Source organism: Rheinheimera sp. (assembly GCF_036782235.1).
Lineage (GTDB): Bacteria > Pseudomonadota > Gammaproteobacteria > Enterobacterales > Alteromonadaceae > Pararheinheimera.
The window spans coordinates 109,093-132,566 of record NZ_DAIPZL010000008.1; the positions used below are offsets into that span (position 1 = coordinate 109,093).

At 50.4% G+C, this 23,474-nt stretch carries 20 protein-coding genes and 7 tRNA genes (1 of these 27 running past the window's edge); 14 read left to right on the plus strand and 13 right to left on the minus strand.

Annotated features, from left to right (window positions below):
* Window position 1 precedes the first annotated feature (1 nt).
* Window positions 2-1,219 carry an NnrS family protein gene (locus tag V7P87_RS10720; RefSeq protein WP_296299696.1) on the plus strand — a complete coding sequence of 406 codons (1,218 nt, stop codon included), beginning with the start codon at window positions 2-4 and terminating at the stop codon, window positions 1,217-1,219.
* 345 nt (window positions 1,220-1,564) lie between these two features.
* The gene (locus V7P87_RS10725) at window positions 1,565-1,966 is read left to right on the plus strand and encodes a putative zinc-binding protein (protein ID WP_296299695.1); all 402 of its coding nucleotides are present in this window, start codon (window positions 1,565-1,567) and stop codon (window positions 1,964-1,966) included.
* A 55-nt stretch (window positions 1,967-2,021) separates the two neighbouring features.
* Here the strand turns inward: V7P87_RS10725 and V7P87_RS10730 are convergent, their stop codons facing one another.
* From V7P87_RS10730 to norR, 3 genes are read right to left on the minus strand one after another with little or no spacing between them, the layout of a single operon-like run.
* Window positions 2,022-2,828 carry a HesA/MoeB/ThiF family protein gene (locus V7P87_RS10730; protein WP_333797432.1) on the minus strand — a complete coding sequence of 269 codons (807 nt, stop codon included), beginning with the start codon at window positions 2,826-2,828 and terminating at the stop codon, window positions 2,022-2,024.
* A complete protein-coding gene (locus tag V7P87_RS10735) occupies window positions 2,825-3,223 on the minus strand; it encodes a YbaN family protein (protein WP_333797433.1) in 399 nt (132 codons plus the stop codon). Before V7P87_RS10735 ends, V7P87_RS10730 begins: the two co-directional genes overlap by 4 nt.
* A complete protein-coding gene (gene norR / locus V7P87_RS10740; protein WP_333797434.1) occupies window positions 3,223-4,794 on the minus strand; it encodes a nitric oxide reductase transcriptional regulator NorR in 1,572 nt (523 codons plus the stop codon). The genes V7P87_RS10735 and norR overlap by 1 nt, the downstream gene beginning before the upstream one ends.
* Before the next feature lie 187 nt (window positions 4,795-4,981).
* Between norR and ytfE the strand changes: the two genes are divergently transcribed.
* The gene (ytfE, locus tag V7P87_RS10745) at window positions 4,982-5,668 is read left to right on the plus strand and encodes an iron-sulfur cluster repair protein YtfE (RefSeq protein WP_333797435.1); all 687 of its coding nucleotides are present in this window, start codon (window positions 4,982-4,984) and stop codon (window positions 5,666-5,668) included.
* Between the two features lie 122 nt (window positions 5,669-5,790).
* On the opposite strand, the gene V7P87_RS10750 is transcribed toward ytfE, so the two are convergent.
* From V7P87_RS10750 to V7P87_RS10760, 3 genes are all read right to left on the minus strand, one after another.
* Window positions 5,791-5,866 (minus strand) — tRNA-Phe (locus tag V7P87_RS10750).
* A 17-nt stretch (window positions 5,867-5,883) separates the two neighbouring features.
* Window positions 5,884-5,959 (minus strand) — tRNA-Thr (locus tag V7P87_RS10755).
* A gap of 67 nt (window positions 5,960-6,026) precedes the next feature.
* Window positions 6,027-6,102, minus strand: a tRNA-Phe gene (locus V7P87_RS10760).
* Between the two features lie 268 nt (window positions 6,103-6,370).
* Here V7P87_RS10760 and V7P87_RS10765 point away from each other — a divergent pair.
* Window positions 6,371-9,130: an ATP-binding protein gene (locus tag V7P87_RS10765; protein WP_333797436.1), complete on the plus strand. Its 2,760-nt coding sequence runs from the start codon at window positions 6,371-6,373 to the stop codon at window positions 9,128-9,130.
* 247 nt (window positions 9,131-9,377) lie between these two features.
* Here V7P87_RS10765 and kdsA read toward each other — a convergent pair whose 3' ends face one another.
* The 6 genes from kdsA to hemA all read right to left on the minus strand — a co-directional run bounded on the left by kdsA (window position 9,378) and on the right by hemA (window position 15,732).
* Window positions 9,378-10,226 (minus strand): 3-deoxy-8-phosphooctulonate synthase, encoded by an 849-nt coding sequence (gene kdsA, locus V7P87_RS10770; protein WP_296296243.1) that lies wholly within the window; start codon window positions 10,224-10,226, stop codon window positions 9,378-9,380.
* Between the two features lie 58 nt (window positions 10,227-10,284).
* Window positions 10,285-10,659 carry a SirB2 family protein gene (locus V7P87_RS10775; protein WP_296296241.1) on the minus strand — a complete coding sequence of 125 codons (375 nt, stop codon included), beginning with the start codon at window positions 10,657-10,659 and terminating at the stop codon, window positions 10,285-10,287.
* A 151-nt stretch (window positions 10,660-10,810) separates the two neighbouring features.
* Window positions 10,811-12,367: a DUF3369 domain-containing protein gene (locus tag V7P87_RS10780; protein ID WP_333797437.1), complete on the minus strand. Its 1,557-nt coding sequence runs from the start codon at window positions 12,365-12,367 to the stop codon at window positions 10,811-10,813.
* A gap of 120 nt (window positions 12,368-12,487) precedes the next feature.
* Window positions 12,488-13,375, minus strand: coding sequence for a peptide chain release factor N(5)-glutamine methyltransferase (gene prmC, locus V7P87_RS10785; RefSeq protein WP_333797438.1), 888 nt, complete (start codon window positions 13,373-13,375; stop codon window positions 12,488-12,490).
* Window positions 13,375-14,466 (minus strand): peptide chain release factor 1, encoded by a 1,092-nt coding sequence (prfA, locus tag V7P87_RS10790; protein WP_333797439.1) that lies wholly within the window; start codon window positions 14,464-14,466, stop codon window positions 13,375-13,377. The genes prmC and prfA overlap by 1 nt, the downstream gene beginning before the upstream one ends.
* Before the next feature lie 18 nt (window positions 14,467-14,484).
* Window positions 14,485-15,732 (minus strand): glutamyl-tRNA reductase, encoded by a 1,248-nt coding sequence (gene hemA, locus V7P87_RS10795; protein WP_333797440.1) that lies wholly within the window; start codon window positions 15,730-15,732, stop codon window positions 14,485-14,487.
* A 197-nt stretch (window positions 15,733-15,929) separates the two neighbouring features.
* Here hemA and lolB point away from each other — a divergent pair, with 197 nt between their 5' ends.
* The 6 genes from lolB (at window position 15,930) to ychF (ending at window position 21,112) form a co-directional block, all read left to right on the plus strand.
* Entirely contained in the window at window positions 15,930-16,529 is a 600-nt protein-coding gene (lolB, locus tag V7P87_RS10800) for a lipoprotein insertase outer membrane protein LolB (protein WP_333797441.1), read from the plus strand.
* Window positions 16,530-16,609: 80 nt separating this feature from the next.
* On the plus strand, window positions 16,610-17,497 hold the full coding sequence (ispE, locus tag V7P87_RS10805; RefSeq protein WP_333797442.1) for a 4-(cytidine 5'-diphospho)-2-C-methyl-D-erythritol kinase: 888 nt from the start codon (window positions 16,610-16,612) through the stop codon (window positions 17,495-17,497).
* Between the two features lie 77 nt (window positions 17,498-17,574).
* Window positions 17,575-18,510: a ribose-phosphate pyrophosphokinase gene (locus V7P87_RS10810; protein ID WP_333797443.1), complete on the plus strand. Its 936-nt coding sequence runs from the start codon at window positions 17,575-17,577 to the stop codon at window positions 18,508-18,510.
* A 204-nt stretch (window positions 18,511-18,714) separates the two neighbouring features.
* Complete coding sequence (locus tag V7P87_RS10815; RefSeq protein ID WP_333797444.1) at window positions 18,715-19,314, plus strand: 50S ribosomal protein L25/general stress protein Ctc; 600 nt, start codon at window positions 18,715-18,717, stop codon at window positions 19,312-19,314.
* Window positions 19,315-19,316: 2 nt separating this feature from the next.
* Window positions 19,317-19,910, plus strand: a complete 594-nt coding sequence (gene pth / locus V7P87_RS10820) for an aminoacyl-tRNA hydrolase (protein WP_333797445.1) — start codon at window positions 19,317-19,319, stop codon at window positions 19,908-19,910.
* A 110-nt stretch (window positions 19,911-20,020) separates the two neighbouring features.
* Window positions 20,021-21,112, plus strand: coding sequence for a redox-regulated ATPase YchF (ychF, locus tag V7P87_RS10825; RefSeq protein WP_296296223.1), 1,092 nt, complete (start codon window positions 20,021-20,023; stop codon window positions 21,110-21,112).
* Between the two features lie 100 nt (window positions 21,113-21,212).
* Here ychF and V7P87_RS10830 read toward each other — a convergent pair whose 3' ends face one another.
* The gene (locus tag V7P87_RS10830; protein WP_333797446.1) at window positions 21,213-22,781 is read right to left on the minus strand and encodes a POT-type proton-dependent oligopeptide transporter; all 1,569 of its coding nucleotides are present in this window, start codon (window positions 22,779-22,781) and stop codon (window positions 21,213-21,215) included.
* A 295-nt stretch (window positions 22,782-23,076) separates the two neighbouring features.
* Here V7P87_RS10830 and V7P87_RS10835 point away from each other — a divergent pair.
* From V7P87_RS10835 to V7P87_RS10850, 4 genes are all read left to right on the plus strand, one after another.
* Window positions 23,077-23,153 (plus strand) — tRNA-Met (locus tag V7P87_RS10835).
* Between the two features lie 27 nt (window positions 23,154-23,180).
* Window positions 23,181-23,265 (plus strand) — tRNA-Leu (locus V7P87_RS10840).
* Window positions 23,266-23,293: 28 nt separating this feature from the next.
* A tRNA-Gln gene (locus V7P87_RS10845) sits at window positions 23,294-23,368 on the plus strand.
* A gap of 58 nt (window positions 23,369-23,426) precedes the next feature.
* Window positions 23,427-23,474: transfer RNA gene (locus V7P87_RS10850), tRNA-Gln, on the plus strand; it runs 127 nt beyond the window's last position.

Here is a 23,474-nt window from a genome sequence, read left to right on the forward strand (position 1 = left end):
GATGCAAATTACTGATCTGACAACAGAACTTGATATACCACCTTTACTTCGGCTGGCGTTTCGGCCGCTGTTTTTATTCGGTGGTGCTTTTAGCTGTATTGCCATGCTGCTGTGGGGACTGGCGCTTTTTGCCGGCCTGCCGCTGTCCCCTGTGGGTAATATTCTGTTCTGGCACAGCCATGAAATGATTTTTGGTTTTGGCTGCGCCATAGTGGCCGGTTTTTTATTAACAGCGATGCAAAACTGGACGGGCCTTAGAGCCCCCCACGGCAAGCCTTTGTTATGGCTGCTGCTCTGCTGGCTTCTGGCCCGGTTATTGGTGTTATTTGGTGCTGCTTTGCCCATCTGGGTGGTGGCACTGGTAGACCTGCTGTTTTTACCTTTGGCCGCGGTGCTGATGGCCAAACCTATTCTGGCCGTGGCGCAGTGGCGTAATTTGTTTTTTGTGCCTGTGCTGATGCTGCTTACGCTTTGTAACGCGGTCAGCTGGGTTGGTTTGGCATTAAACGACTATATGCTGCAACAACATGGCCTTTATAGCGCCGTGCTGCTCTTGACGCTGGTAATGAGCATTATGGGTGGCCGGGTGCTGCCGATGTTTACCGCCAATGGCACCCAAAGCAAAAAAGTGGAGCCTGTGCTCTGGCTCGACCGGCTGGCGCTTGGACTTTTATGGCTGGTATTTATTCAGCAGTTTTTAAAACTGGAAAACTTCCTGCCGCATCCGCTGATTGGCGCTTTATATGGTATTGCGGCTGTGCTGCTGGCTATCCGTTGTGCCCGCTGGAAAATCTGGATCACGTTCAGAGTGCCACTGTTGTGGTCTTTACATCTGGCTTATTGGTTTATTCCGCTTGGCCTGGCGCTGTTTGCACTGCATTACAGCGGCAGCACTTTGTTGGGCCATACGGTGCTCAAAAGCACGGCACTGCATGCATTAACAGCCGGCGCCATGGGTTCGATGATTTTAGCCATGATGGCGCGGGTGTCGCTTGGCCACACAGGGCGGCCACTGCAGGTATCGGCCTTGATGGTGCCGGCTTTTGTACTGGTGGTGGCCGCAGGCATCAGCCGCAGCCTGCTGCTGTGGTTGATGCCGGATATGAGCCAGGCGCTGCTGATACTGGCCATTGGCTGCTGGGTACTGGCTTATGCGCTGTTTTGTTATTGTTATGCCGGCATGCTGTGCAGCACCAGAGCGGACGGCAGACCGGGTTAACTGCAAAGCGATGTAACCCAGATCTGTGGCTCTTGTGCTGCTGTAATTTTTTTGTGAAAACCAGCCTTTGGGCTGGTTTTTTGTTTTCGCTGGCCTGTGTAATAACGTCAAACCGCAGTTTTTTCCCTCCTGGCACTGATACCTCTGTGTGAGTAGCCGCCACTTTCAGTTGATTTATATCAAGTTCTAACAAACACCAATGCTTAGACTCAGCAACAACAGGTAATACGCCAACTACGTTTTGTGTATTAAGCACCGCGTTTTTACAAAAAGCGCAGGGCTTTCTCCGCAAGCCGCCCTTTGTTGTATTGCCGTTTGTGTTTATCCACAATCAGGGAGTTTTGTATGGCCGCTTTTACAGACCAACCTTTAACCGGAAAACCGCTGGTTTACGCTTGCTCGGGCTGCTCTAACGTAGCGCAGCTGGCCAATGATCTGGCCGTGGTGCTGGATAGAGAAGGTATTGCCGAAATGTCCTGTATTGCCGGTGTCGGCGGCCAGGTGAAACAGCTGGTGAAAGTGGCCAAATCCGGCCGGCCTATTCTGGCCATCGACGGTTGTCCGCTTAATTGTGTGCGCCACACCCTGGCGCTGCAACAGGTGGAACCCACCTGGCATTTGGAGCTGACCAGTTTTGGTTATAAAAAACGTGACGGTGAAGACTGTGATCTGCAACAGGCTTATAAGTTATTGCAGCATATTCAACAGGATATTTTGCCAAGCGCTAAACCACAGGGTGCCGGCTAAGCAATATTTGCCGACAGCTGCAGCCCTGCATGCCACACTGGCTCAAGTGGCCCCTTTATTCAGCAGGCGCTTTGTCAGCAGCGGTCACATCGCCACAACAGGGGCAATGTGGCTGTTTGCGGATGTTAAAACTTTGCCATTCACTGTATTTGCCATCCAATAACAACAAACGGCCATAAAGTGCGCTGCCACAACCCGATAAAATTTTAATGGCCTCCAGCGCCTGCATAGTGCCAATTACCCCAACCACAGGCGATAAAATACCGGCTTCCAGGCAGCTCAGCTGCTGCTCGGCAAAAGCAAGGCTCAGGCACTGGTAACAAGGTGCGTCCGGCTGTTGTTGCCTGTTCATGGCAAAACTGCTGACCTGCCCCTCCATCCTGATAGCCGCGCCCGACACCAGCGGCACCTGCTGCTGATAACAATATTGGTTGATCAGCAGCCTGGTACTTAAATTGTCGCAACAATCCAGCACCAGATCATGTTGTGCAATGAGCTCAGCCAACAAGGTTTCATCGGCAAAACTGCTGACCACACCAAACTTCACGTCGCTATTAAGCTGCGCCAGCGCCGCTGCCGCCACTTCAGCTTTGTGTTTACCTATATCAGCTTCCCGAAACAAAATCTGCCGCTGTAAATTACTGCGGTCAATCACATCCCCATCAACCAGCGTCAGCGCTCCGATACCTGAGCTTGCAAGATAGGGCAAAGCGGCGCAGCCAAGCCCACCCACTCCGATGACCAGCACCCGGGCCGCCAACAGTTTTTCCTGCCCCTGCAGCTCAAAGGCCGGCAACATAATTTGCCGGCTGTACCGCATGGCCTGGTGTAAATTCAGCTCTGCAGATGCTGTTGGTTTCATTTTTGCTCCTCCAATGCCCGCTCTGCTGGCATCTGCTCTGGCCGGCGCCATAACCAGAGTGCCACAGCCGCAAGCAACAGCGTCAGCAACACTTTGTACAGCAGCGCAAAGGTACTGAACCAGCAAAGTACCAGGCTGAGCGTCATCATCAGGCTGGCGGCTATTTTGCCGGCGCGTGGCACCAGCCCATAACGGCGCCAGTTGTGGATCACAGGGCCATATTTGTGATGTGCCAATAAACGTGCTTCCAGCTGTGGCCAGCCTTTACCGGCGGCAAAAGCGGCCAGTAATACAAAAGGCACTGTCGGCAAACCAGGCAGCACCACGCCAATCAAGCCCAGCAATAAACTGCAAAGCGCCAGCAGGCGGAACAATACAATACGCGCCAGCTGCATCAGTTTTGTCCTTTAAGCAGGGCTTTGACCCCAAGTTTTTCTGCCAGTTTATGTAAATTACTACTGTCGATTTCCAGCAACCGGGCGGTTTTAGACCAGCTGCCGCCACTTTGTTTAAAAGCAGCTTCAATATGCTGGCGCTGAAACTGCTGCAGCGCTTGTTTAAGCGGCAGGCCTTTGGCTGTGACTAATGTATTGCTAAACACCTGTTCAGCTGCGGCCATGTTATGCTCGCCAGCAACAGCTGCTGTTGGGCTGATATCCAGATAACGCGGTTCTATGGTCAGAATATCACTACGGTTATGGCCTTCACTGAGCGCTTTGATTGCCGCACGACTTATCACATGCTCCAGCTCACGCACATTGCCAGGCCAGTGATAATGCAGCAGCAACAGCTGCGCATCCTGCGACAAACGGATGGATCTGAGGCCAAGCCTGCTGCGGTTTTGCTCCAGAAAATGCCCGGCCAGCATAGCAATGTCGCTGCTGCGCTGACGCAGCGGCGGAATAGGCACAGGATACACCGATAACCTGTGATATAAATCGGCTCTGAACGCGCCCTGCGCCACCTGCTGCGCTAAATCACGGTTGGTGGCCGCCACTATCCGCACATTCACACTGCGGCTTTTGTCCGAGCCCAGCCGCTGAATTTCGCCGTTTTGTAACACCCGCAGCATTTTGGCCTGCACCAGAAGCGGCAGCTCCCCCACTTCATCTAAAAATAAAGTGCCACCGTCAGCTGCTTCAAAACGGCCACTGCGCTCTTGCTGCGCACCGGAAAACGCCCCTTTCACATGACCAAAAAGTTCACTTTCCGCCAGCGACTCGGGCAAAGCGGCACAATTGATATATACTAGCGGTTTATTATTGCGGTTGGACTGCTGATGCAGATAACGGGCAAATAACTCTTTGCCAACACCGGTTTCCCCCAGCAGCAACACAGGCAAATCGGAACTCGCCACCACTTTGACTTCTGACAACAGCTGCAATAACTGCGGGCTCTGACCAATAATTTCATCAGCCGGTGAATGGTAAACACCGCTGTCCAGCACCTGATTGGCTCTGGCAAAGCGCACTGTACGAAGTTCGGTTTCAAGCTGACAGACCCTGACCGCGGCTTCTACCAGCAAACTGAATCTTTGTAACTCCAGCACTGTTAAACGGCTGAAAGTGCCGGCCTGCAGGGCGTCGAGAGTCAGCACTCCCCAGCACTGGCCTTCCAGATATAACGAAATACCCATGCAGTCGTGCACCAACAGCGGCTGGCCTTGTTGCACTTCAACTAAACCATCATAAGGATCGGGCAGGCTGCTGTCGGGCGCAAAATGGACCGGCTGCCGGCTTTGTAAAATAGTGGCAAGCCTGGGGTGATGCGCCACCATAAAACGCCGACCCAGGGTTTCGCTGGCAAGGCCACAGACGGCCACAGGTTTCAGCTGCTCCTGCTGTAGTTGCAGCAGCGCCACAGCGCTGCAACCAAAATGGGTGCGCATGGTATTCACCAGCCGTTGCAACCGCACCGCTGAGGGTAAATCGGCTACTAAATCAGCCACTAAGGTTTCTTCCAGCATGGTTATTTTTACCCTGTTTGGTAATTATTACCCGGTTTTTTCGGGGTTAAATTTACCACTGCCGGCAAAAAATCTATATAAATCAAAAGGGGTAGTTTTGGCCTGATTCTTGGAATATCAGCATAACGGCAGCACGCTGCTGATGTGAAATTTCCGCCTGCCCAAGGCCCAAAAACCGGAGTCTGTTATGTCTTATTTAGATCAACCTTTAGGCCAGCTTGCTACCCAAATTCCGGGCGCAACCGCCGTATTTCACAAATACAAACTGGATTTTTGTTGTGGTGGTAAAGAGTCACTGGCCGCAGCAGCCGCCAAAAGACAACTGAACGCCGCGCAAATTAATACCGAACTGGCGGCGCTGGCGCAAAAACCCGGGTCAATGCAGCGCAACTGGCGCGAGGCAAAAACCGAAGAGCTGGCTTATTTTATTCTGGAGCGTTTTCACGCCAAACACCGGCAGCAGCTGCCGGAATTGATCCGCCTCGCCCGCCGGGTAGAGCATGTGCATGCCGATCATCCAGAGTGTCCAACCGGCCTGGCCACTCATCTGGAACATATGTATCAGGAGCTGGAAAGCCATATGCATAAAGAAGAACAAATTTTGTTCCCGATGTTATGTAACGGTTTTTTCCCGGCCGGCCCTATTTCCGTGATGCAGGAAGAACATCTGCAACATGGTGATGCGCTGGACACCATGCTGAACCTGGCCAAAGACCTGGTGTTACCGGCTGGCGCCTGCAATACCTGGTCGGCGTTATATCTAGGCCTGACCGAGCTGAAAGAAGATTTAATGGAACATATTCTGCTGGAAAACGAAATTCTGTTTGTTGAACCACAGCAACAGAAAGGTCAGTGCTGCGGCTCCTGCCAATAAGGCCGCAACCAGGCGGGCCTGCATTGGGTCCGCTTGTTTTTTTACCTTCACTTCTGGCAAGCCAGAACAATAAAAAGCCTAAAACAAAAAGCCCTGCAATTGCTTGCAGGGCTTGTTGTTTATGGTGCCCAGAGGCGGAATCGAACCACCGACACGCGGATTTTCAATCCGCTGCTCTACCGACTGAGCTATCTGGGCAAACTCTTTACTTTAAATGGTGCCGCTTATCCGAGTCGAACGGATGACCTACTGATTACAAGTCAGTTGCTCTACCAACTGAGCTAAAGCGGCATTGTTCTTTAAAGCGAACACTGTAGTGAACTGATTTAACAGAGGAAATCAACACACCAAAAATTTATGGTGCCCAGAGGCGGAATCGAACCACCGACACGCGGATTTTCAATCCGCTGCTCTACCGACTGAGCTATCTGGGCAACGGGGGGTATTAAACGGATTTTGCCGGGGCAAGTCAACTTTTTTTTGGCAGAACAGCACTGACAGCCTAGAAGTTGTACAAAATAGCCAATTAAGCAGCAAAAACCTGCGGCAAAGCCCGGTATAAAGCAAAGAAAACTGTTTTTTGGCATTGATAGCGTCAGTCTTAACTAATTGATCCGGCGACGACAAAACAGTGGTGGTCAACACAAAAATGGTTAGAATAAAAATTCTGTTTTAATTCATCAGGCTGGTCGGTTGTTTCTTATGGAAAAAAGCTCCTTTGTTTCACCTTTGTTCCTCCGGCTGTCGTTGCTGGTGGTGTTACTGGTTAGCCTGCAAACCAGTTATGGTTTTTATCAGGACTGGCAACATCACCAGACCCAGCCTGCAAGCACCAATCTGCAACAGGACGCCCAGCTGCTGGCGCAGGCCATTACGCCTATGCTGCAGCTCAATCGCTGGGACGATGCAGCGCCTCTACTGGAGCTGGTCAATAACGCCAAAGATGGCCGCGCCGCTTATTTATACAAACAACAAAAACCTGAACCCGCCCTGATGGTGCACACCAATGGCCTGGCCGGATTTAACCCTGCACTGGCGCTCACCCAGCCCAGATTACAAGCCGGTTTTTCGGTTTATCTGCTGCCGCTGCAACAACAAGGCAAGACTGTGGGCCAGCTGATGCTGGTCAGTAAAGTTGCGCCCTTTAATTATCTGCCAACGCTGCTGCAGTGGATTTTCAGCTTCATCATTGGTTTAGTGCTGGCCTGGTTATTGGCCGCTCACTTGAATAAAAGACTGCAACGTGATATCGACACCCTGAACGACGATATCAGCGCCGCTATTGCGCTGGGTCAGTTTAGCGGCAGCCTCAGCAGCCGGGATGGACTGGCAGCGCTGGCACTGAACATTAATCAGCTGTTTAAAAAAATTGCCCAGGGCCAGAAAGAACTGAAAAACTCAGAAGCTGATATTGCCAAACTCAAACAGGAAGTTGACACCCGCATTAAAGAGCGCACTGATGCGCTGGAAAGCGCCAAGCTGACCGCTGAAAAAGCCAATGAAGCCAAATCCACTTTCCTGGCAACCATGAGTCATGAAATCCGCACCCCGATGAATGGCATTATCGGCACTATCGATTTATTACGGAAAACCCAGCTGGCCACAGCACAATTCCGTATGACAGATACCATTCGTGAGTCGTCGTTTTCGCTGTTGCGTATTCTGGATGACATTCTGGACTTCTCGAAAATTGAAGCCGGCAAATTAGAGCTGGAGTCTATTCCGCTGTCGCTGGGGGACATTATTGAAGCAGTGGGCCGCATTCTGATTTCGATGGCCTATCAGCGGCAGATTGACTTAAAAATTTATATCGACCCGCGAATTCCGGATGGCCTGATGGGCGATCCGGTCCGGTTACGGCAGATTTTGTACAACCTGGCCGGTAACGCTATTAAGTTTACCCAAACCAGCAATGGTAAAACCGGTTTAGTGCAAATCCGCGCCGACTTACTGGATGAAAACATGGAGTTTGATGTGGTGCAGCTGTCGGTGATCGACAACGGCAAAGGCATGACCCAGCGCCAGCTGCATTATGTGTTTCAGCCCTTTAGCCAGGCCGAAGGCTCTATTACCCGTAAATATGGTGGCACCGGCCTGGGTTTATCAATTTGCCAGCGTCTGACCGCGCTGATGTATGGCGATATTGAAGTACAGAGTGAAGTGGGCAAAGGCACTGAATTTAAAGTAAAACTGCCGATGCGCCGCAGTGATGAAACCCTGGCGCTGCAGGTTGGCTTGAAGGATCTCAGCATTAAAGTGTTTTCGCAAGACGCCCTCAATCTGGAAAGCCTGCACAGCTATTTCAGTTATGCCGGTGCTGATGTTGAAACTATCGATAACCTTGCCGTGCTGGAACAAATGATCACAGTGGCGCATCAACCCAATCTGAAAAACGAAGCGGCGGTCTGGGTGCTGGATGCCACTTATCAGCAGCTGAGTCAGGCACAGATCCACGAATTGCTGGCCAAATCGGCCAAAGACGGCCGTCATTTTATCATTCTGACCAATTTACCTGAGCTGGCCGACCACAATGCACCTGATGTGTATTATCTGCACAGTGCGCCGATTTGCCGCAGCCATCTGTATGAAACAGTGCTGATTTCAGCAGGACGCAAACAAAAACCGCAGCAGCAACACAAAGCACAGCAACTGCCGTTGTCAGCGCCGAGTCAGGAACAAGCCAGGGCCCAGGGCAAACTGATTTTGCTGGCCGAAGATAACCTGATGAATCAGCGGGTCATCGTTGACCAGCTGAACGCGCTGGGTTATGCCGTGGATGTGGCCGACGACGGCGCTCTTGCGCTGGAAAAATGGCGGCAATACCGCTACCCGCTGCTGCTGACCGATTTACATATGCCCAATATGAGTGGTTATGATTTAGCGGCGGCAATTCGTAAAGAAGCACTGCAATATGATGACGAAAACAGCCAGTTCACCCGCATTATTGCGGTCACTGCCAATGCACTCAAAGGTGAAGAGCAAAAATGTTTAAGTGTGGGTATGGATGGCTATATCACCAAACCTATTGAACTGGCGACACTGGAAACCCTGCTACAACGCTGGTTACCACTGGAGAAAACCCCGAGCCCTGTTGCCACAGCGGCCGCTTTAACCCAAAACAATAAAACCAGTCCGCCGATTTGTTTTACCACCATTGCCAATTTCCTCGGCAATGAACCGGCCAAGCACGAAGAACATCTGAATTATTTTGTCAATCACGCCGCCGGTTTACTATCGCAGATTGAACAAAACATTCAGCTGCAGGATAGAAACGGCCTGCACACAACGGCGCACCAGTTAAAATCAGCGGCAAAAAGTGTCGGTGCTTTACAGCTGACCGAGATTGCGCTGCAACTGGAGCAAGGCAGCGAAAGTGCCGATTTTGACCAGCTGGCGCAGCAGGCGCTGGAACTGCGGCAAAGGTATCAGGATGTGGTGGCTTATGTACAACAACGCTACTAACCGGCAACGGTGTCGTCATAGGCAACAGCATTCTTCAGCGCCTGCTTTGAGACCAGGCTTATGCCAGCGCAAACTGCGGCGCCTGCCCTGCTGCAGCGCCAAATAAAAAGGCGCGCCACTTGTTCAGGGCGCGCCTTTTTGTTTTTATTATTGCCGTTGTGCTACTTCGTTTGCCGCACCGGATAAACCGGCGTTGCTGCCAAATGGCGCTGATACATCACAATATCCGGCAAAACGGCAATTCAACTTAATTCGCTGACGTATCCAGCGGCGCAAAACTTTTCACTAAGTCGTCCAGCGCTTTCATTTGTGTCAGGTACCCTTCCAGTTTACTCAGTGGCAATGCACAAGGGCCGTCACATTTTGCTTCATTTGGATTCGGGTGCGCTTCAATAAACAAACCGGCCAAACCAAGGGCCATGCCAGAGCGCGCCAGCTGTGCGGCCTGAGCCCGGCGGCCATCGGCTGAGTCGGCCCGGCCACCTGGTTTTTGCAGCGCGTGGGTCGCGTCAAAAATCACAGGTGCATATTGTTTCATTTCATCCATGCCCAGCATGTCGACCACCAGGTTGTTATAACCGAAGCTGGAGCCACGCTCACATAAAATCACTTTGTCGTTACCGGCTTCACGGAACTTGGTGATGATATGACGCATTTCATGGGGTGCCAGAAACTGTGGTTTTTTCACATTGATCACAGCGCCGGTATTGGCCATCGCAATGACTAAATCGGTTTGACGGGCCAAAAACGCCGGCAGCTGGATCACATCCACCACTTCAGCCACAGGTGCAGCCTGATAAGGTTCATGCACGTCGGTGATGAGCGGAATAGAAAAAGTGCGTTTAATTTCTTCAAAAATTTTTAAGCCTTCTTCCATGCCGGGGCCACGGTAAGAATGAATAGAAGAGCGGTTGGCTTTATCAAAAGATGCTTTAAAAATCAGTGGAATAGCCAGCTTTTCACAGACCTTGACATAGGCTTCAGCAACCTGCATCGCCATGTCGCGCGATTCCAGCACATTCATGCCACCAAAAAGCACAAAGGGTTTGTCATTGGCAACCTGAATATCAGCTACCTGAATTGTTTGAATGGCCATCAGGCCTCCTCAAAAATAAACTAAAAACGGCGTCAGTTTAACACCAGCAGCCAGGTTATCAGCCAAATAATAGTGGTGTTTTTGTCATAGCCAGTTTTACCGCCAGCACCAGCCAACCAAGGGCACCGACAAAAGCAAAAACCCGAAGCCCAACAGTACGGCCTTTAAATGCCATCACACCCAAAGCGATATAAGCCAGCACTGCCAGCAGTTTTTCAGTCAACCATGGATTTACAAAAGGATACTGCTGGATAGTCACCATCAGCGCCACCGCCGATAACAACAGCAGAGTGTCGATAATATGGGGAGCAATTTTAAAAAACTTCGTTTGCAACAGCGCTGCACCACGCAATGACATGACAAAACGCAATACTAAAAACGCCAGACTTAACGCCACCAGTAACATGTGACTGTGTTTTATTGCCATATACATCAGAGTAACCCCATAAAAATTAGGAAAATTATTGTTTATTGTCTGTTGCCAGCACTTAGTCGGGAACAGCATTACCACAACCGATAAAAACAAACCACCCTGAGGTGGTTTGTCTGAGCTTTTTATACCGGCTTTAGTCAAGCTGCGGAGCTTATTCGTCGTCGTCCGGGTATTTTTGCAAAATTGCTTCTATTTTGTCGACCCGGCTTTTTAAGATTTCCACCAGTGCCGGCTCAAATTGTTTGCCGGATTCACTGATAATTTTTTCCATCGCCGCTTCCTGAGTCCAGGCCGACTTATAACAACGGCGGTGACGCAGTGCATCATACACATCGGCAATAGCCGCAATACGGCCATACACATGAATGTCTTCCCCTGCTTTGCCAGCCGGATAACCTGTGCCGTCCCATTTTTCATGGTGGTCGCGTGCAATAATAGCGCCAGCCTGAATAATGGCTCTTTTGGAGTTTTTTAAGATTTCATAACCAATGCTGGAATGGGTTTTCATCACTTCCCATTCATGCTCCTGCAGTTTCATCGGTTTATTCAGAATGCCGTCGGGGATGCCCACTTTGCCGACATCATGCAAAGGAGATGCAAACATCAGTTTTTCTGCTTCGGTGTCAGACAGGCCATAAGCTTTGGCCAGATCATAACAAATAAAAGCCACCCTTTTTACATGATTGCCGGTTTCGATAGAACGCTGCTCTACAGCTTCGCTTAAGCGGTACACTATTTCGCGTTGGGTATCTTCAATTTCATGTTGTAGCTGCACATTTTCATAAGCAATTTGCACATTTTGTGAAAACAGCTCAATCAGCCGTTTTTGGTTTTCATTCACCTGGCTTGGCAAACCTGACACATACAATAAAGAGCCATGGGTAAATTTACTGGTGCAATAGGCCACTAAATAATTGTCACGGTACACAATACTGCGGCTTTGCAGCGCCTGATGAAAGGCGGCCATTAAGGTTGGATCCAGCACAGAGGCCACCGCCTGCCCTTCTTTGTGTTCAAATTCACCTAAACCGGCAAACACCACCAGCTGGTCCGGATCCTGATTTTCATGGGTATTGCCGGCCACCAGGCTGGAGGTGACCAGCAAGGCATTGTCGTTACAACCTAAGATGGATGTCAGTTGTTGCAGCACACCGTCAATAAACTGCTCCATCGAGTGGGCAGAAAATAAATCGGCTGAAGCGGTAATAATTTTTTCCAGCCCCTGACGGCTGGCATCAATCGACAAAATATCGCGGTAAGAACGCAGGCTCGACATCACCACAGTAAAAAGTTTTTGTGCGGTCAGTTCAGTTTTAGATTTGTAGTCGTTAATGTCGTAGTTAACGATCACCTGCCGCTCCGGCGCCTGCCCTGGCTGGCCGGTACGCAAAATAATCCGCACATAATGATTGTGCAGCTCTTCACGGATATAACGCGCCACCAATAAACCGGCATCGTCGGTTTCCATCACCACATCCAGCAGCATAATGGCGGCATCCGGATGTTGTTCAATCATTTTTTTTGCTTCGGCACCGGAATAAGCGCTGATAAATTCCAGGTTTTTGCCCTGAAAAGAAAAGTCACTGAGGGCAAGTTTGGTCACTGCATGAACTTCAGGTTCGTCATCGACAATCAAAACCTTCCAGCTGCCACTGTGGCTTGGGCTTACTTCTTCAGGTTCATCTGCAAACAGAAAATCGTTGGCCACTCCAAATCCCTCATGCTAACCAATTGATGTCATTTCCATTAGTTATATGCGGTAATTGGCACAGGGTCAAAAGATTACGACAAGATAAAGCGGAAAGTTTGGTAAAAAAGCTGAGTAAAATCAGGCGGGTGGCAACATACCGCCACTGATACGCCATTGATTGCCATAATCACGACGCGATTGCACCTGCACAAAACCATTATCCTGCAAAATAGCCTGCACCGCATCGGCTTGCTGATAACCATGCTCCAGCCATAACCAGCCGTTGGTCTTGAGTCTGCTGCGGGCACCCTGGCAAATCAGCCGGATGTCGGCAAGGCCCTGATCGGCCGCCACCAGCGCCGACAAAGGCTCAAACCGCACATCGCCCTGGGTCAAATGCGGGTCCTTCCCGTCGATATAAGGTGGGTTACTGACAATCAAATCAAACAGCTTGTTGCCGGTAGCACTGTACCAGTCACTTTGGATAAAACTGCAGTTGGGCAGTTGCAGCCTATCGCGGTTGCGGTTGGCAAGCGCTACCGCATCAGCGGAATAATCCACCCCCAACAGCTGCCAGAGCGGTTTGGCTTTGGCCAGCGCCAGTGCAATTGCACCTGTGCCAGTGCCTAAATCAAGCACATTGGCGTTAGCCGGTAAATCCAGGCTGAGCGCCTGCTCCACCAAAAGTTCAGTGTCAGGACGGGGAATAAGGGTACAAGGCGCTACTTCCAGTTCTAAATCCCAGAACCACCAGCGCCCGGTAATATAAGCCAGCGGCTCGCCGGTTAAACGGCGGCTCAGTGCTTGTTGTAAGGTATTTAATTGTACAGGACTTAGCACATCAGTACTGCGGCTTAATAACGCCGTTGGCGACCAGCCGAGCACATCCGCCGTTAAACGCCTGGCTTCCAGGCGCACATCATCCAGCGCCGGATCCACCAAAGCCAATACTTCGAGTTCAGTGGCCGCCTGCAGCAACCATTGTTGAACTGTATCAGGCTTTGCTGGCTTGCCGGCATTTGGCATCAGCGGTTTTCTTCCGCCAGCGCTGCTAATAAATCGGCCTGATGTTCGTGACTGAGCGGGCCCAACACTAAATCCAGGTCGCCTTCCATCACTTCCAGTAAACGATATACCGTCAGGTTAATACGATGGTCGGTTAACCGGCCTTGCGGGAAGTTATAGGTACGAATGCGTTCAGAACGATCGCCCGAGCCCACCAAAGAACGGCGGGTGGATTCTTCTGCCAGCCGGCGTTTTTCATCTTCAGCCGCCTGAATACGCGACTGCAGCACCGCCATAGCACGGGCGCGGTTTTTATGTTGTGAACGTTCGTCCTGACATTCCACCACTATGCCAGTTGGCAAGTGCGTAATACGAATGGCAGAGTCGGTTCTGTTGACGTGCTGACCACCGGCACCTGAAGCGCGGTAGGTATCTACTTTTAAGTCAGCCGGGTTAATTTCAATGGCTTCACTTTCCGGCACTTCCGGCATAATGGCCACAGTACAGGCCGAAGTATGCACCCGGCCCTGGGATTCAGTGGCAGGTACCCTTTGTACCCTGTGACCACCGGATTCAAACTTCAGGGTGCCGTACACCCCTTCCCCCTGCACACTGGCAATCACTTCTTTATAACCGCCGTGTTCACCGTCATTGCAGCTGACAATTTCCACTTTCCAGCGTTTTTTCTCGCAAAAACGGCTGTACATGCGGAATAAATCACCGGCAAAAATAGCGGCTTCGTCACCACCGGCACCGGCACGGATTTCGAGGAAACAGTTGTTATTGTCGTTGGGATCTTTGGGCAATAATAAAATCTGCAGTTCCTGATCCAGCTGCTCAATACGTTCTTTGGCTGCTTTATATTCTTCCTGCGCCATTTCCCGCATCTCGGGGTCGCTGTCTTTAAACATCTCTTCGGCGCTTTGCAGGTCGTCCTGCGCACCACGATACTGGGCAAAAGCCAGCGCTATAGGCTCGAGCTGGCTGTATTCTTTGGAAAGCTCACGGAACCGGCCCTGATCTGAAATTACACCGCCGTCACTGAGTAACGCCTGCACTTCTTCGTGGCGCTCAACCAGACCTTCGAGCTTACGATAAACCGAATCTTTCATGGGAAATGGGGTACCTGATTAGATATCTACTAAAAAATTGATCAAAGTTTTGGCATCAACCTGCTCTTCCTGCAATAAATGGCGGATAGTTTTGGTTGGTGCATGCATTAATCTGTTACTGAGTTTAGTGGCAAATTCCTGCAACACTTTCTCACTGTTTTGGCCACTGGCCAGTTGATTGATGGCGCGCTGCAATAATTCCTGGGTGACCTGTTCACAACGTTCGCGATAATCGCGCACCCAGTCAATATTGCCCTGCAGCTGCAGCCACTGACTAAACTCGGCAGCACCTGCGGCTATCATGGTTTCGGCCTGCGCCGCCGCCTGCTGGCGTGACTGCATATTCTGCGACACGATATTTTGTAAATCGTCCACAGTGTATAAATACGCATCTTCAAGCTCAGCCACCTGAGCTTCAATATCACGGGGTACTGCTAAGTCCACCAGAAACATCGGTTTGTGCCGGCGTTTTTTCAGCGCCTGCTCCACCATGCCTTTGCCCACTAGCGGCAGAGTACTGGCGGTAGAGCTGATCACCACGTCGGCGTCGACCAGCGCCTGTGGCACCTGCGCCAGACTGACCACCTGCGCCTGAAACTGCGCCGCCAAAGCTGCTGCTCTGTCATAAGAGCGGTTGGCCACAGTTAACTGACCGGCTCCTTGCTCACGCAGATGTTTGGCTACCAGTTCTATGGTTTCACCGGCGCCAATCAGCAGCACTTTGACATCGGCCAGCTTGCCAAATATCTGCCTGGCAAGTGCCACAGCTGCAAAGGCAACGGACACTGCACTGGCGCCAATTTCAGTGTCGGTCCGTACCTGTTTGGCTACCGCAAAGGTTTTTTGAAACAAACGTTCAAACACCGGCGCTATGGTGCCCACCTGACGGGATTGACTGTAAGCCTGTTTTACCTGGCCAAAAATCTGTGGTTCACCCAGCACCAGCGAGTCTAAACCACTGGCTACCCGCATTAAATGGGTAGTGGCCGCATTGTCCTGGTGCAGATACAGATGGGGCGCCAGCTCAGGCAAAGACAACTGATGAAATTGCGCCAGCCATGCAATTACCTGTTTCGATTGTGCCTCGGAGCCGCTAAAATACAGCTCGGTTCTGTTACAGGTGGACACTATCACAGCGTCACTGACAGCCGTTTTTGCGGTCAGATCAAGCAAAGCTTCGGCCACCTGTTCAGGGGCAAAAGCCACTTGTTCCCGTAAGGCTACAGGTGCTGTTTTGTGATTGATGCCAAGCGCAAAAATAGTCATTCACCTGAAAAGGCCCGAAGCAGAGCGGGCGGGAAACCGAAGAAAGCGCGAATTGTACGAAAATACACAAGGCAAGAAAAGCCTTAACTGCATCAGGCCAGAGTGCAAAGCAGCTAAAAATGGCTACAGCATAACAACTCTGCCGATCCCAACCATAGAGGCTGCCGTTGCCGCAGCCGACGCTGATAGGAAAAAACGTGATTTTTCAGACAAAAACCTGGTGTGCGCTGGCGCTGTTCTGGTTAACCGGCTGTGCCACAGTGCCGGCCGTAGTGGAAATGCCGTTGCCAGCCAAAGAACGCCAGCAAAAACTCGCCAGTCTGACTCATTTTGAACTGACTGCCTCGCTAGGGGTTAAGGCTCCCAATGACAGTGTCAGCGGCAGCCTGAACTGGCAACAACAAGGTGCTTTTTACCGCGCTGATATGAACAACTTTATCGGCGTTAATATTTTTAAACTACAAACCGATGCTGCTGGCGCCACAGTGCAGGTCAGTGGTGAAACCCATCAGGCACAAAGTGCGGCCGTGCTGCTGGATTATTTATCCGGCTGGTCTTTGCCTATTGCCGAAATGCCATTGTGGCTTAAAGGCATGGCAGGTCAACAAGGCAGCGAGCTGCGCTGGGACCCGTTGGGCAGGTTAATCAGCTTTAGCCTGCTCGACAGTCAAAACCGGCGCTGGCAGGTCAGTTATCCGGAGTTTTTCCCGGATCAGCTGTCGTTACCTAAACGGATCACACTGGAATCCAAAGACACCAAACTCAAACTGGTGATTCGCCAGTGGAAAATGGTGTAAACCAGGGCTTTGGCAGGCAGCCCTGCTGGCAATGACAGAAAACATGTGCTCAGAACATTAACAGAAAGGAAAACCAGGCAGTGACAGCGCAGCAGCTTCGATTACCGGCCCCGGCTAAACTGAATTTATTTTTACATATCACTGGCCGGCGCTCTGATGGCTATCACTTATTACAAACTTTGTTTCAGATGCTCGATAGCGGTGATGAACTGGAGTTTAGCGCCAATCAGTCCGGCCAGATCCAACTGAGCTGCAACGACAAAAGCCTCGAAGGCAGTGACAACCTGATTTATCGCGCAGCCATGGCGCTCAAACCTTATGCCGCCGCTGACGCTGGTGTCGCTATTGTCCTGGATAAAAAACTACCGATGGGCGGCGGTTTAGGCGGCGGTTCATCTGATGCTGCCACTACTTTGCATGCGCTGAACAAACTCTGGCAGCTGAATTTATCTGTGGCCGAACTTGCCGCTATTGGCCTGAAGCTTGGCGCCGACGTGCCCCTTTTTGTCGAAGGTTATACCGCTTTTGCCGAAGGAGTTGGTGAAAAGCTCACGCCGGTAGAGCTGCCTGAAAAAGTATTTTTGGTTGTCACGCCAGCTTGCCATGTCAGCACTGTTGCCGTTTTTACCCATCCGGATTTAATCCGCAACAGTAAGGCCATCACCAAAGCGGATGTACTAAACTCTTTTGGCGCTGTTGATGGCAATTGGCTCAACAACTCAGACTGGCGAAACGACTGCCAGCCACTGGTTGAACGTCTCTACCCCATTGTTGCAATAACCTTACAGTGGTTGGTAGAATACGCGCCGTCTCGAATGACGGGCACTGGCGCCAGTTTATTCGCTGAATTCCCGGACGAAATCAGTGCTCGTCGAGCCCTTGCGAACTTACCCGCCAATTGCCGTGGTTTTGTCGCGCGAGGGGTCAACCGGTCGCCGCTGCTGACCGCGTTGGAACATGCCGTATAACGAGAAGACGGGTGTGCTACCCGTCTGAAGATTTTAACCGGACTCAAAACCGCCCTGAGGATCCTACCGTGCCCGACATGAAGATATTCGCTGGTAATGCCGTACCAGAACTCGCCAAGAAAATTGCCAGCCGTTTGTATATCAAACTGGGCGACGCCGAAGTCGGCCGTTTCAGCGATGGAGAAGTCAGTGTGCAAATTAATGAAAACGTCCGTGGATCGGACGTTTTTATTATCCAGTCTACCTGTGCTCCAACCAACGACAATCTGATTGAACTTATTGTGATGGTAGACGCTCTGCGTCGTGCTTCTGCCGGCCGTATCACGGCTGTAATTCCTTATTTTGGTTATGCCCGTCAGGACCGCCGTGTCCGTTCTGCCCGTGTGCCTATCACTGCCAAAGTAGTGGCCGACTTCCTGTCGAGCGTCGGTGTTGACCGGGTATTAACTGTAGACCTGCATGCTGAACAAATTCAGGGTTTCTTTGATGTGCCGGTCGACAACGTGTTTGCCTCACCAGTACTTTTGGAAGACATGCGTAAACGTGAATTCCAGGCCCCTGTGGTGGTTTCTCCGGATATCGGTGGTGTAGTACGGGCCCGTGCTATTGCCAAGCTGCTCAACGATGCCGATTTAGCCATTATCGACAAACGCCGTCCAAAAGCCAACGTAGCTCAGGTGATGCATATCATTGGTGATGTGAAAGACCGCGACTGTATTATTGTCGATGACATGATCGACACCGGCGGTACCCTGTGTAAAGCCGCAGAAGCGTTAAAAGAACAAGGCGCACGCCGTGTTTTTGCTTACGCCACCCACCCGGTATTCTCTGGCAACGCTGCACAAAACATTGCCAACTCAGTGATTGATGAGCTGATCATCACAGACACCATCCCACTGAGCGCTGAAATGAAAGCCGTCAGCAAAGTTAAACAGCTGACTTTAAGCGAAATGATGGCTGAATGTATCCGCCGTATCAGCAACGAAGAATCTATCTCTTCAATGTTTGATTAATATTTTGCCCCGCCCTTTCCCACTGCAATTGCAGCTGCAGTGGGAAGTGCAGAGAAAAGGCGCCAACCGGCGCCTTTTTTGTTTGCAGCTCCCCTGCCCCGGTGCTATTATGTCGCGCTTTTTTCCGCCGGATGGCGCCTGAAAAAAGCCTCATTCTGGTTTTCTGGTCGCGGAAACCAGAGCAATTCATTTTTGGAGATAAACATGTCTAACGCCATTTACACGTTAAATGCTGAAGTTCGTAACGACCTGGGGAAAGGTGCGAGCCGCCGCCTGCGTCACGCGGACAAAGTTCCAGCTATCATCTACGGCGGCGCTCAAGCCCCTGTATCTATCACGCTGGAACACTCTAAGCTGTTACAAGCTCAGGCCAACGAAGGTTTCTACACTCACATCCTGACTATCAACGTTGGCGGTGAAGAAGTGAAAGCAATCGTTAAAGCGATGCAACGTCACCCGTTCAAGCCAAAAGTAACTCACGTTGACTTCCAACGTGTTGAAGCTGGCCATGAACTGCACACTGTTGTTCCTGTACACTTTATCAACGAAGCTGCTGCAGTGAAAAAAGGTGGTGTTGTTGCTCACCATATCAACGAACTGGCTATCACTGTTCTGCCACAAAACCTGCCTGAATTCATCGAAGTGGATTTAGCTGACGTTGCTGTTGGTACAACTCTGCACTTATCAGACCTGAAAGTTCCAGCCGGCGTAGTCATCGCTGAACTGGCTAAAGGTGCTGGCCATGACCAGGCTGTTGTTTCTGTAAACAAACCAGCTGGCAAAGCAGACGACGCTGCTGAGTAATAATGACGGAAGTCATTCAGCTGGTAGTGGGCCTGGGTAATCCGGGCCCCGAATACAGCAATACCCGTCATAACGCTGGTCAGTGGTTCGTTGAACAACTGGCCAGTCGTTTTAATACCAGTCTGAAAGCCGAAGCCAAGTTTTTTGGCCTGACCGGCAAGTTCATGTTGCAAGGCCGTGAAATTAAATTACTGGTGCCGACAACCTATATGAACTTAAGCGGCAAAGCGGTTCTCGCTATGGCGCAGTTTTATAAAATTCCACCTGAAGCTATTCTGGTTGCGCATGACGAAATGGCGTTGGAACCTGGCATTGCCAAGCTGAAACTCGGTGGTGGCCACGCCGGCCATAATGGCTTAAAAGATATAACAGCCAAATTTGGCAATAATCCGAATTTTTACCGCCTGCGGCTTGGTATTGGCCATCCGGGTCATAAAGACAAAGTCACAGGTTATGTGCTGGGCAAAGCGCCGCAGCAAGAGCAAAAGCTAATCGAAGACGCGCTGGATGAAAGCCTGCGCTGTTTTGAGCTTTGGCAACAGCAGGATCTGGTGAAAGCCCAGCATAGATTACATAGTTTTAAAGCCAAGGTTTAGCGCACACAGCTGCACTCTGGCACACACTGATAGACACATACTGAAATGTATCATTTCAGTTCAGGTTCGTTTCGCAGGCTCGCCCTGTATTTTGTTCAAAGGATCATCTCATGGGTTTTAAATGTGGCATCGTTGGTTTACCAAACGTCGGTAAATCTACTTTATTCAACGCGTTGACCAAAGCAGGCATTGAAGCGGCCAACTTCCCGTTTTGTACCATTGAGCCAAATACCGGAGTGGTACCGGTGCCGGATTTACGCTTGCAGCAGCTGGCTGAAATTGTCAATCCACAACGTATTCTGCCAACCACCATGGAGTTTGTGGATATCGCCGGTTTAGTCAAAGGCGCGTCCAAAGGTGAAGGCCTTGGCAACAAGTTCCTGGCCAATATCCGTGAAACTGACGCTATTGGCCACGTCGTGCGTTGTTTTGACGATGAAAACATCATCCACGTCGCCGGCAAAATTGACCCGGCTGACGATATCGACACTATCAATATGGAACTGGTACTGGCCGATATGGACAGCGCGGAAAAAGCGATTTTCCGCGTCAGCAAAAAAGCCAAAGCCGGTGACAAAGACGCCAAAGCTGAAATTGAAGTGCTGGAGAAAGTAAAAAAACATCTGGAAGAAGGCCTGACTTTACGTCAACTGGCTTTGTCTGATGATGAAAAAGCGTTGATCTCCTACATGAACTTTTTAACCATCAAACCAACCATGTATATCGCCAACGTGCTGGAAGATGGTTTTGAAAATAACCCACATTTAGATGTGGTACGTGAAATTGCCGCCAAAGAAGGCGCTATTGTGGTGCCAGTCTGTGCCGCTATTGAATCAGAAATTTCTGAGCTGGAAGACGACGAAAAAGCCGAGTTTTTAGAGTCGATGGGCCTGGAAGAGCCAGGCCTGAACCGCGTGATCCGTGGCGGTTATTCGCTGCTGAACCTGCACACTTATTTCACCGCTGGTGTCAAAGAAGTGCGCGCCTGGACTATTCCGGTTGGCGCCACTGCGCCACAAGCCGCTGGTGTCATTCACACCGACTTTGAAAAAGGTTTTATCCGCGCTCAGGTGGTTTCTTTTGACGACTTTATCGCCTGTAAAGGTGAAGCCGGTGCCAAAGAAGCAGGCAAACTGCGGGTTGAAGGTAAAACTTATGTCTGTAAAGACGGCGACGTGATGCACTTCCTGTTTAACGTTTAAGTCTCTTTAAGCTCTTTATAAATAACAAAGCCACCTTATGGTGGCTTTGTTATTTCTGGCGATTGGCAAAACAACACAGGCTTTGTTTTGCCAAACATCGTTAGCCGACTGGCCGGTAATTATCCTGCATTGGATAACTTCGGGCATAAAGCGCAAATATCGCCGCTGCCAAAAGCGCAAAAGCGGCAAAAAAGAACATTAAAAACGCCGTTTCACTCAAGCCACTTTGCGTCACCTGCGCTGTTACAGCCGGTGTTTTAATACTGTTATTGGCAAGTAAAACCCATAAGTTACCGACTGTCACTGACAGGTTCCAGAAACTGGTGATGGTGCCTTTCATCGCCGCAGGCGCCTGACTATAAGCAAATTCAAGACCGGTCGCTGATACCAGCACTTCGCCCATGGTTAATAAGGCGTAAGGCAAAATTTGCCACATAATATTCATCGGTGTGCCCATGTCCATCATCAGCTGAATGCTGCCAATGACAATCCAGCTTAAGCCTGTCACCGCAATACCAGCCCCCATTTTGCGCAAAGAGGTTAATTGCACACCGCATTTTTCCAGCAATGGATAGAGCACTAGGTGGTTAAAAGGAATAAGGATCATCACCAGCGCCGGGTTTAGCGCCTGCATCATGGCCGGTTCAAACCATTCAGGTTTTACCATGTCATTGGCCTGTAAAATCCAGGTCGATGCTTTTTGGTCGAACAAAGACCAGAAAGGGGTGACCAGCGCAAATAAAATTAAAATCCTAAGTACTGAACGCACACCATCCACAGCTGCGTGCGGATGCACAACCCGGGCGCGCTCCAGTTGCATAGCAGCACCTGCCCCGCCAAACCCCATAATAAGCACCAGCGCCAGACAAAGTGACGCCACTATACCGAGTGAAGCCATTTGGGATAACGCATAAACCGCAAGCGCAGCGCCGATCATGGCCACATACAGACCAGAATTGGCCTGCCCTGGCTGTTTTGCCATTAAAGCTGTGCGCACCACGGGTAAAAAACCATGTGGATTTTTTGGCTCTGGTGGTACATGCACATAATTTTTGCGGCCAAGCCAGAAAAACAAGGTGGCGATAAACATCAAAATGCCCGGAATACCAAAGGCAACAGCAGCACCATAATATTTAAGCAGCAGCGGCATAAAGAGTGACGCAAAAAAGGAGCCAAAGTTAATAGTGAAATAAAACCAGTCAAAGGCTTTGCGCGCTAACGTCTTATTGCTTTGGTCAAATTGGTCGCCCATAAAAGACGACACCAAAGGTTTAATACCACCAGAGCCCAGCGCTATTAAAAATAAGCCGGTATAAAACCCCTGCACACTGTGTTCAAAAATGGCTAAAAAGGCATGACCGACACAATAAATTAAACTCAGCCATAAAATGGTGTTGTATTTACCAAAAAGCCGGTCCGCCAGATAACCGCCTAATAAAGGAAAAAAATACACCCCAATAACAAAAGAGTGGAACACGTCTTTGGCAGCACCGGCTCTTAATTCTTCCGGAATGGCTAATAACAGAGCTGTCATTAAAAAAGGCGTCAGAATATTGCGCATGCCATAAAAGCTAAAACGCTCGCAGGCTTCGCTGGCAATAATGTAAGGCAGTTGTTTTGGCCAGCGTGGGCCTGCTGTATCTGCGGTCTGAGTTGTCGGGGTCGACATGAGATCTCCTGTAATATTTTTTTATGCCTTGGCATAAATAGCAGTCTTGGCTGCAGTCGGAGCGTGGCATTTGCCTACGCGGGATTTGGGATACTAACGGATTTTCCAACTAAACCCCAGCCTAAAGCAGGCTAAGCCCATGGAATTTGGGCTAAAACTGGCTAAGCTGCAGACAATCTGCATAGAAAAACAGCAAACAAACTGAATTCGCTTTATTGCGGCAAAAAATGGGTTGACGTTAAAAACGCATCTGAGCATAATACGCGCCACTTGCTTAGGACAACTAAGACACAGTGGCTACATAGCTCAGCTGGTTAGAGCACAGCACTCATAATGCTGGGGTCGCAGGTTCGATTCCCGCTGTAGCCACCACTTTCTCTGCGTTGTTCGCCGTAAATTGCGGAAATGGCGAAATTGGTAGACGCACTGGATTTAGGTTCCAGCGCCGCGAGGCGTGAGAGTTCGAGTCTCTCTTTCCGCACCAAAGCAAGTAAGAATTCTGCAGTTTCTGCAGGGGTATAGCCAAGCGGTAAGGCAGCGGGTTTTGATCCCGCCATTCTGGGGTTCGAATCCCTGTACCCCTGCCATTAAATTTAGTGGCAGTATGGTCATCAGTTCATACAATTAGCGCCACAAAATTTCTGCAGGGGTATAGCCAAGCGGTAAGGCAGCGGGTTTTGATCCCGCCATTCT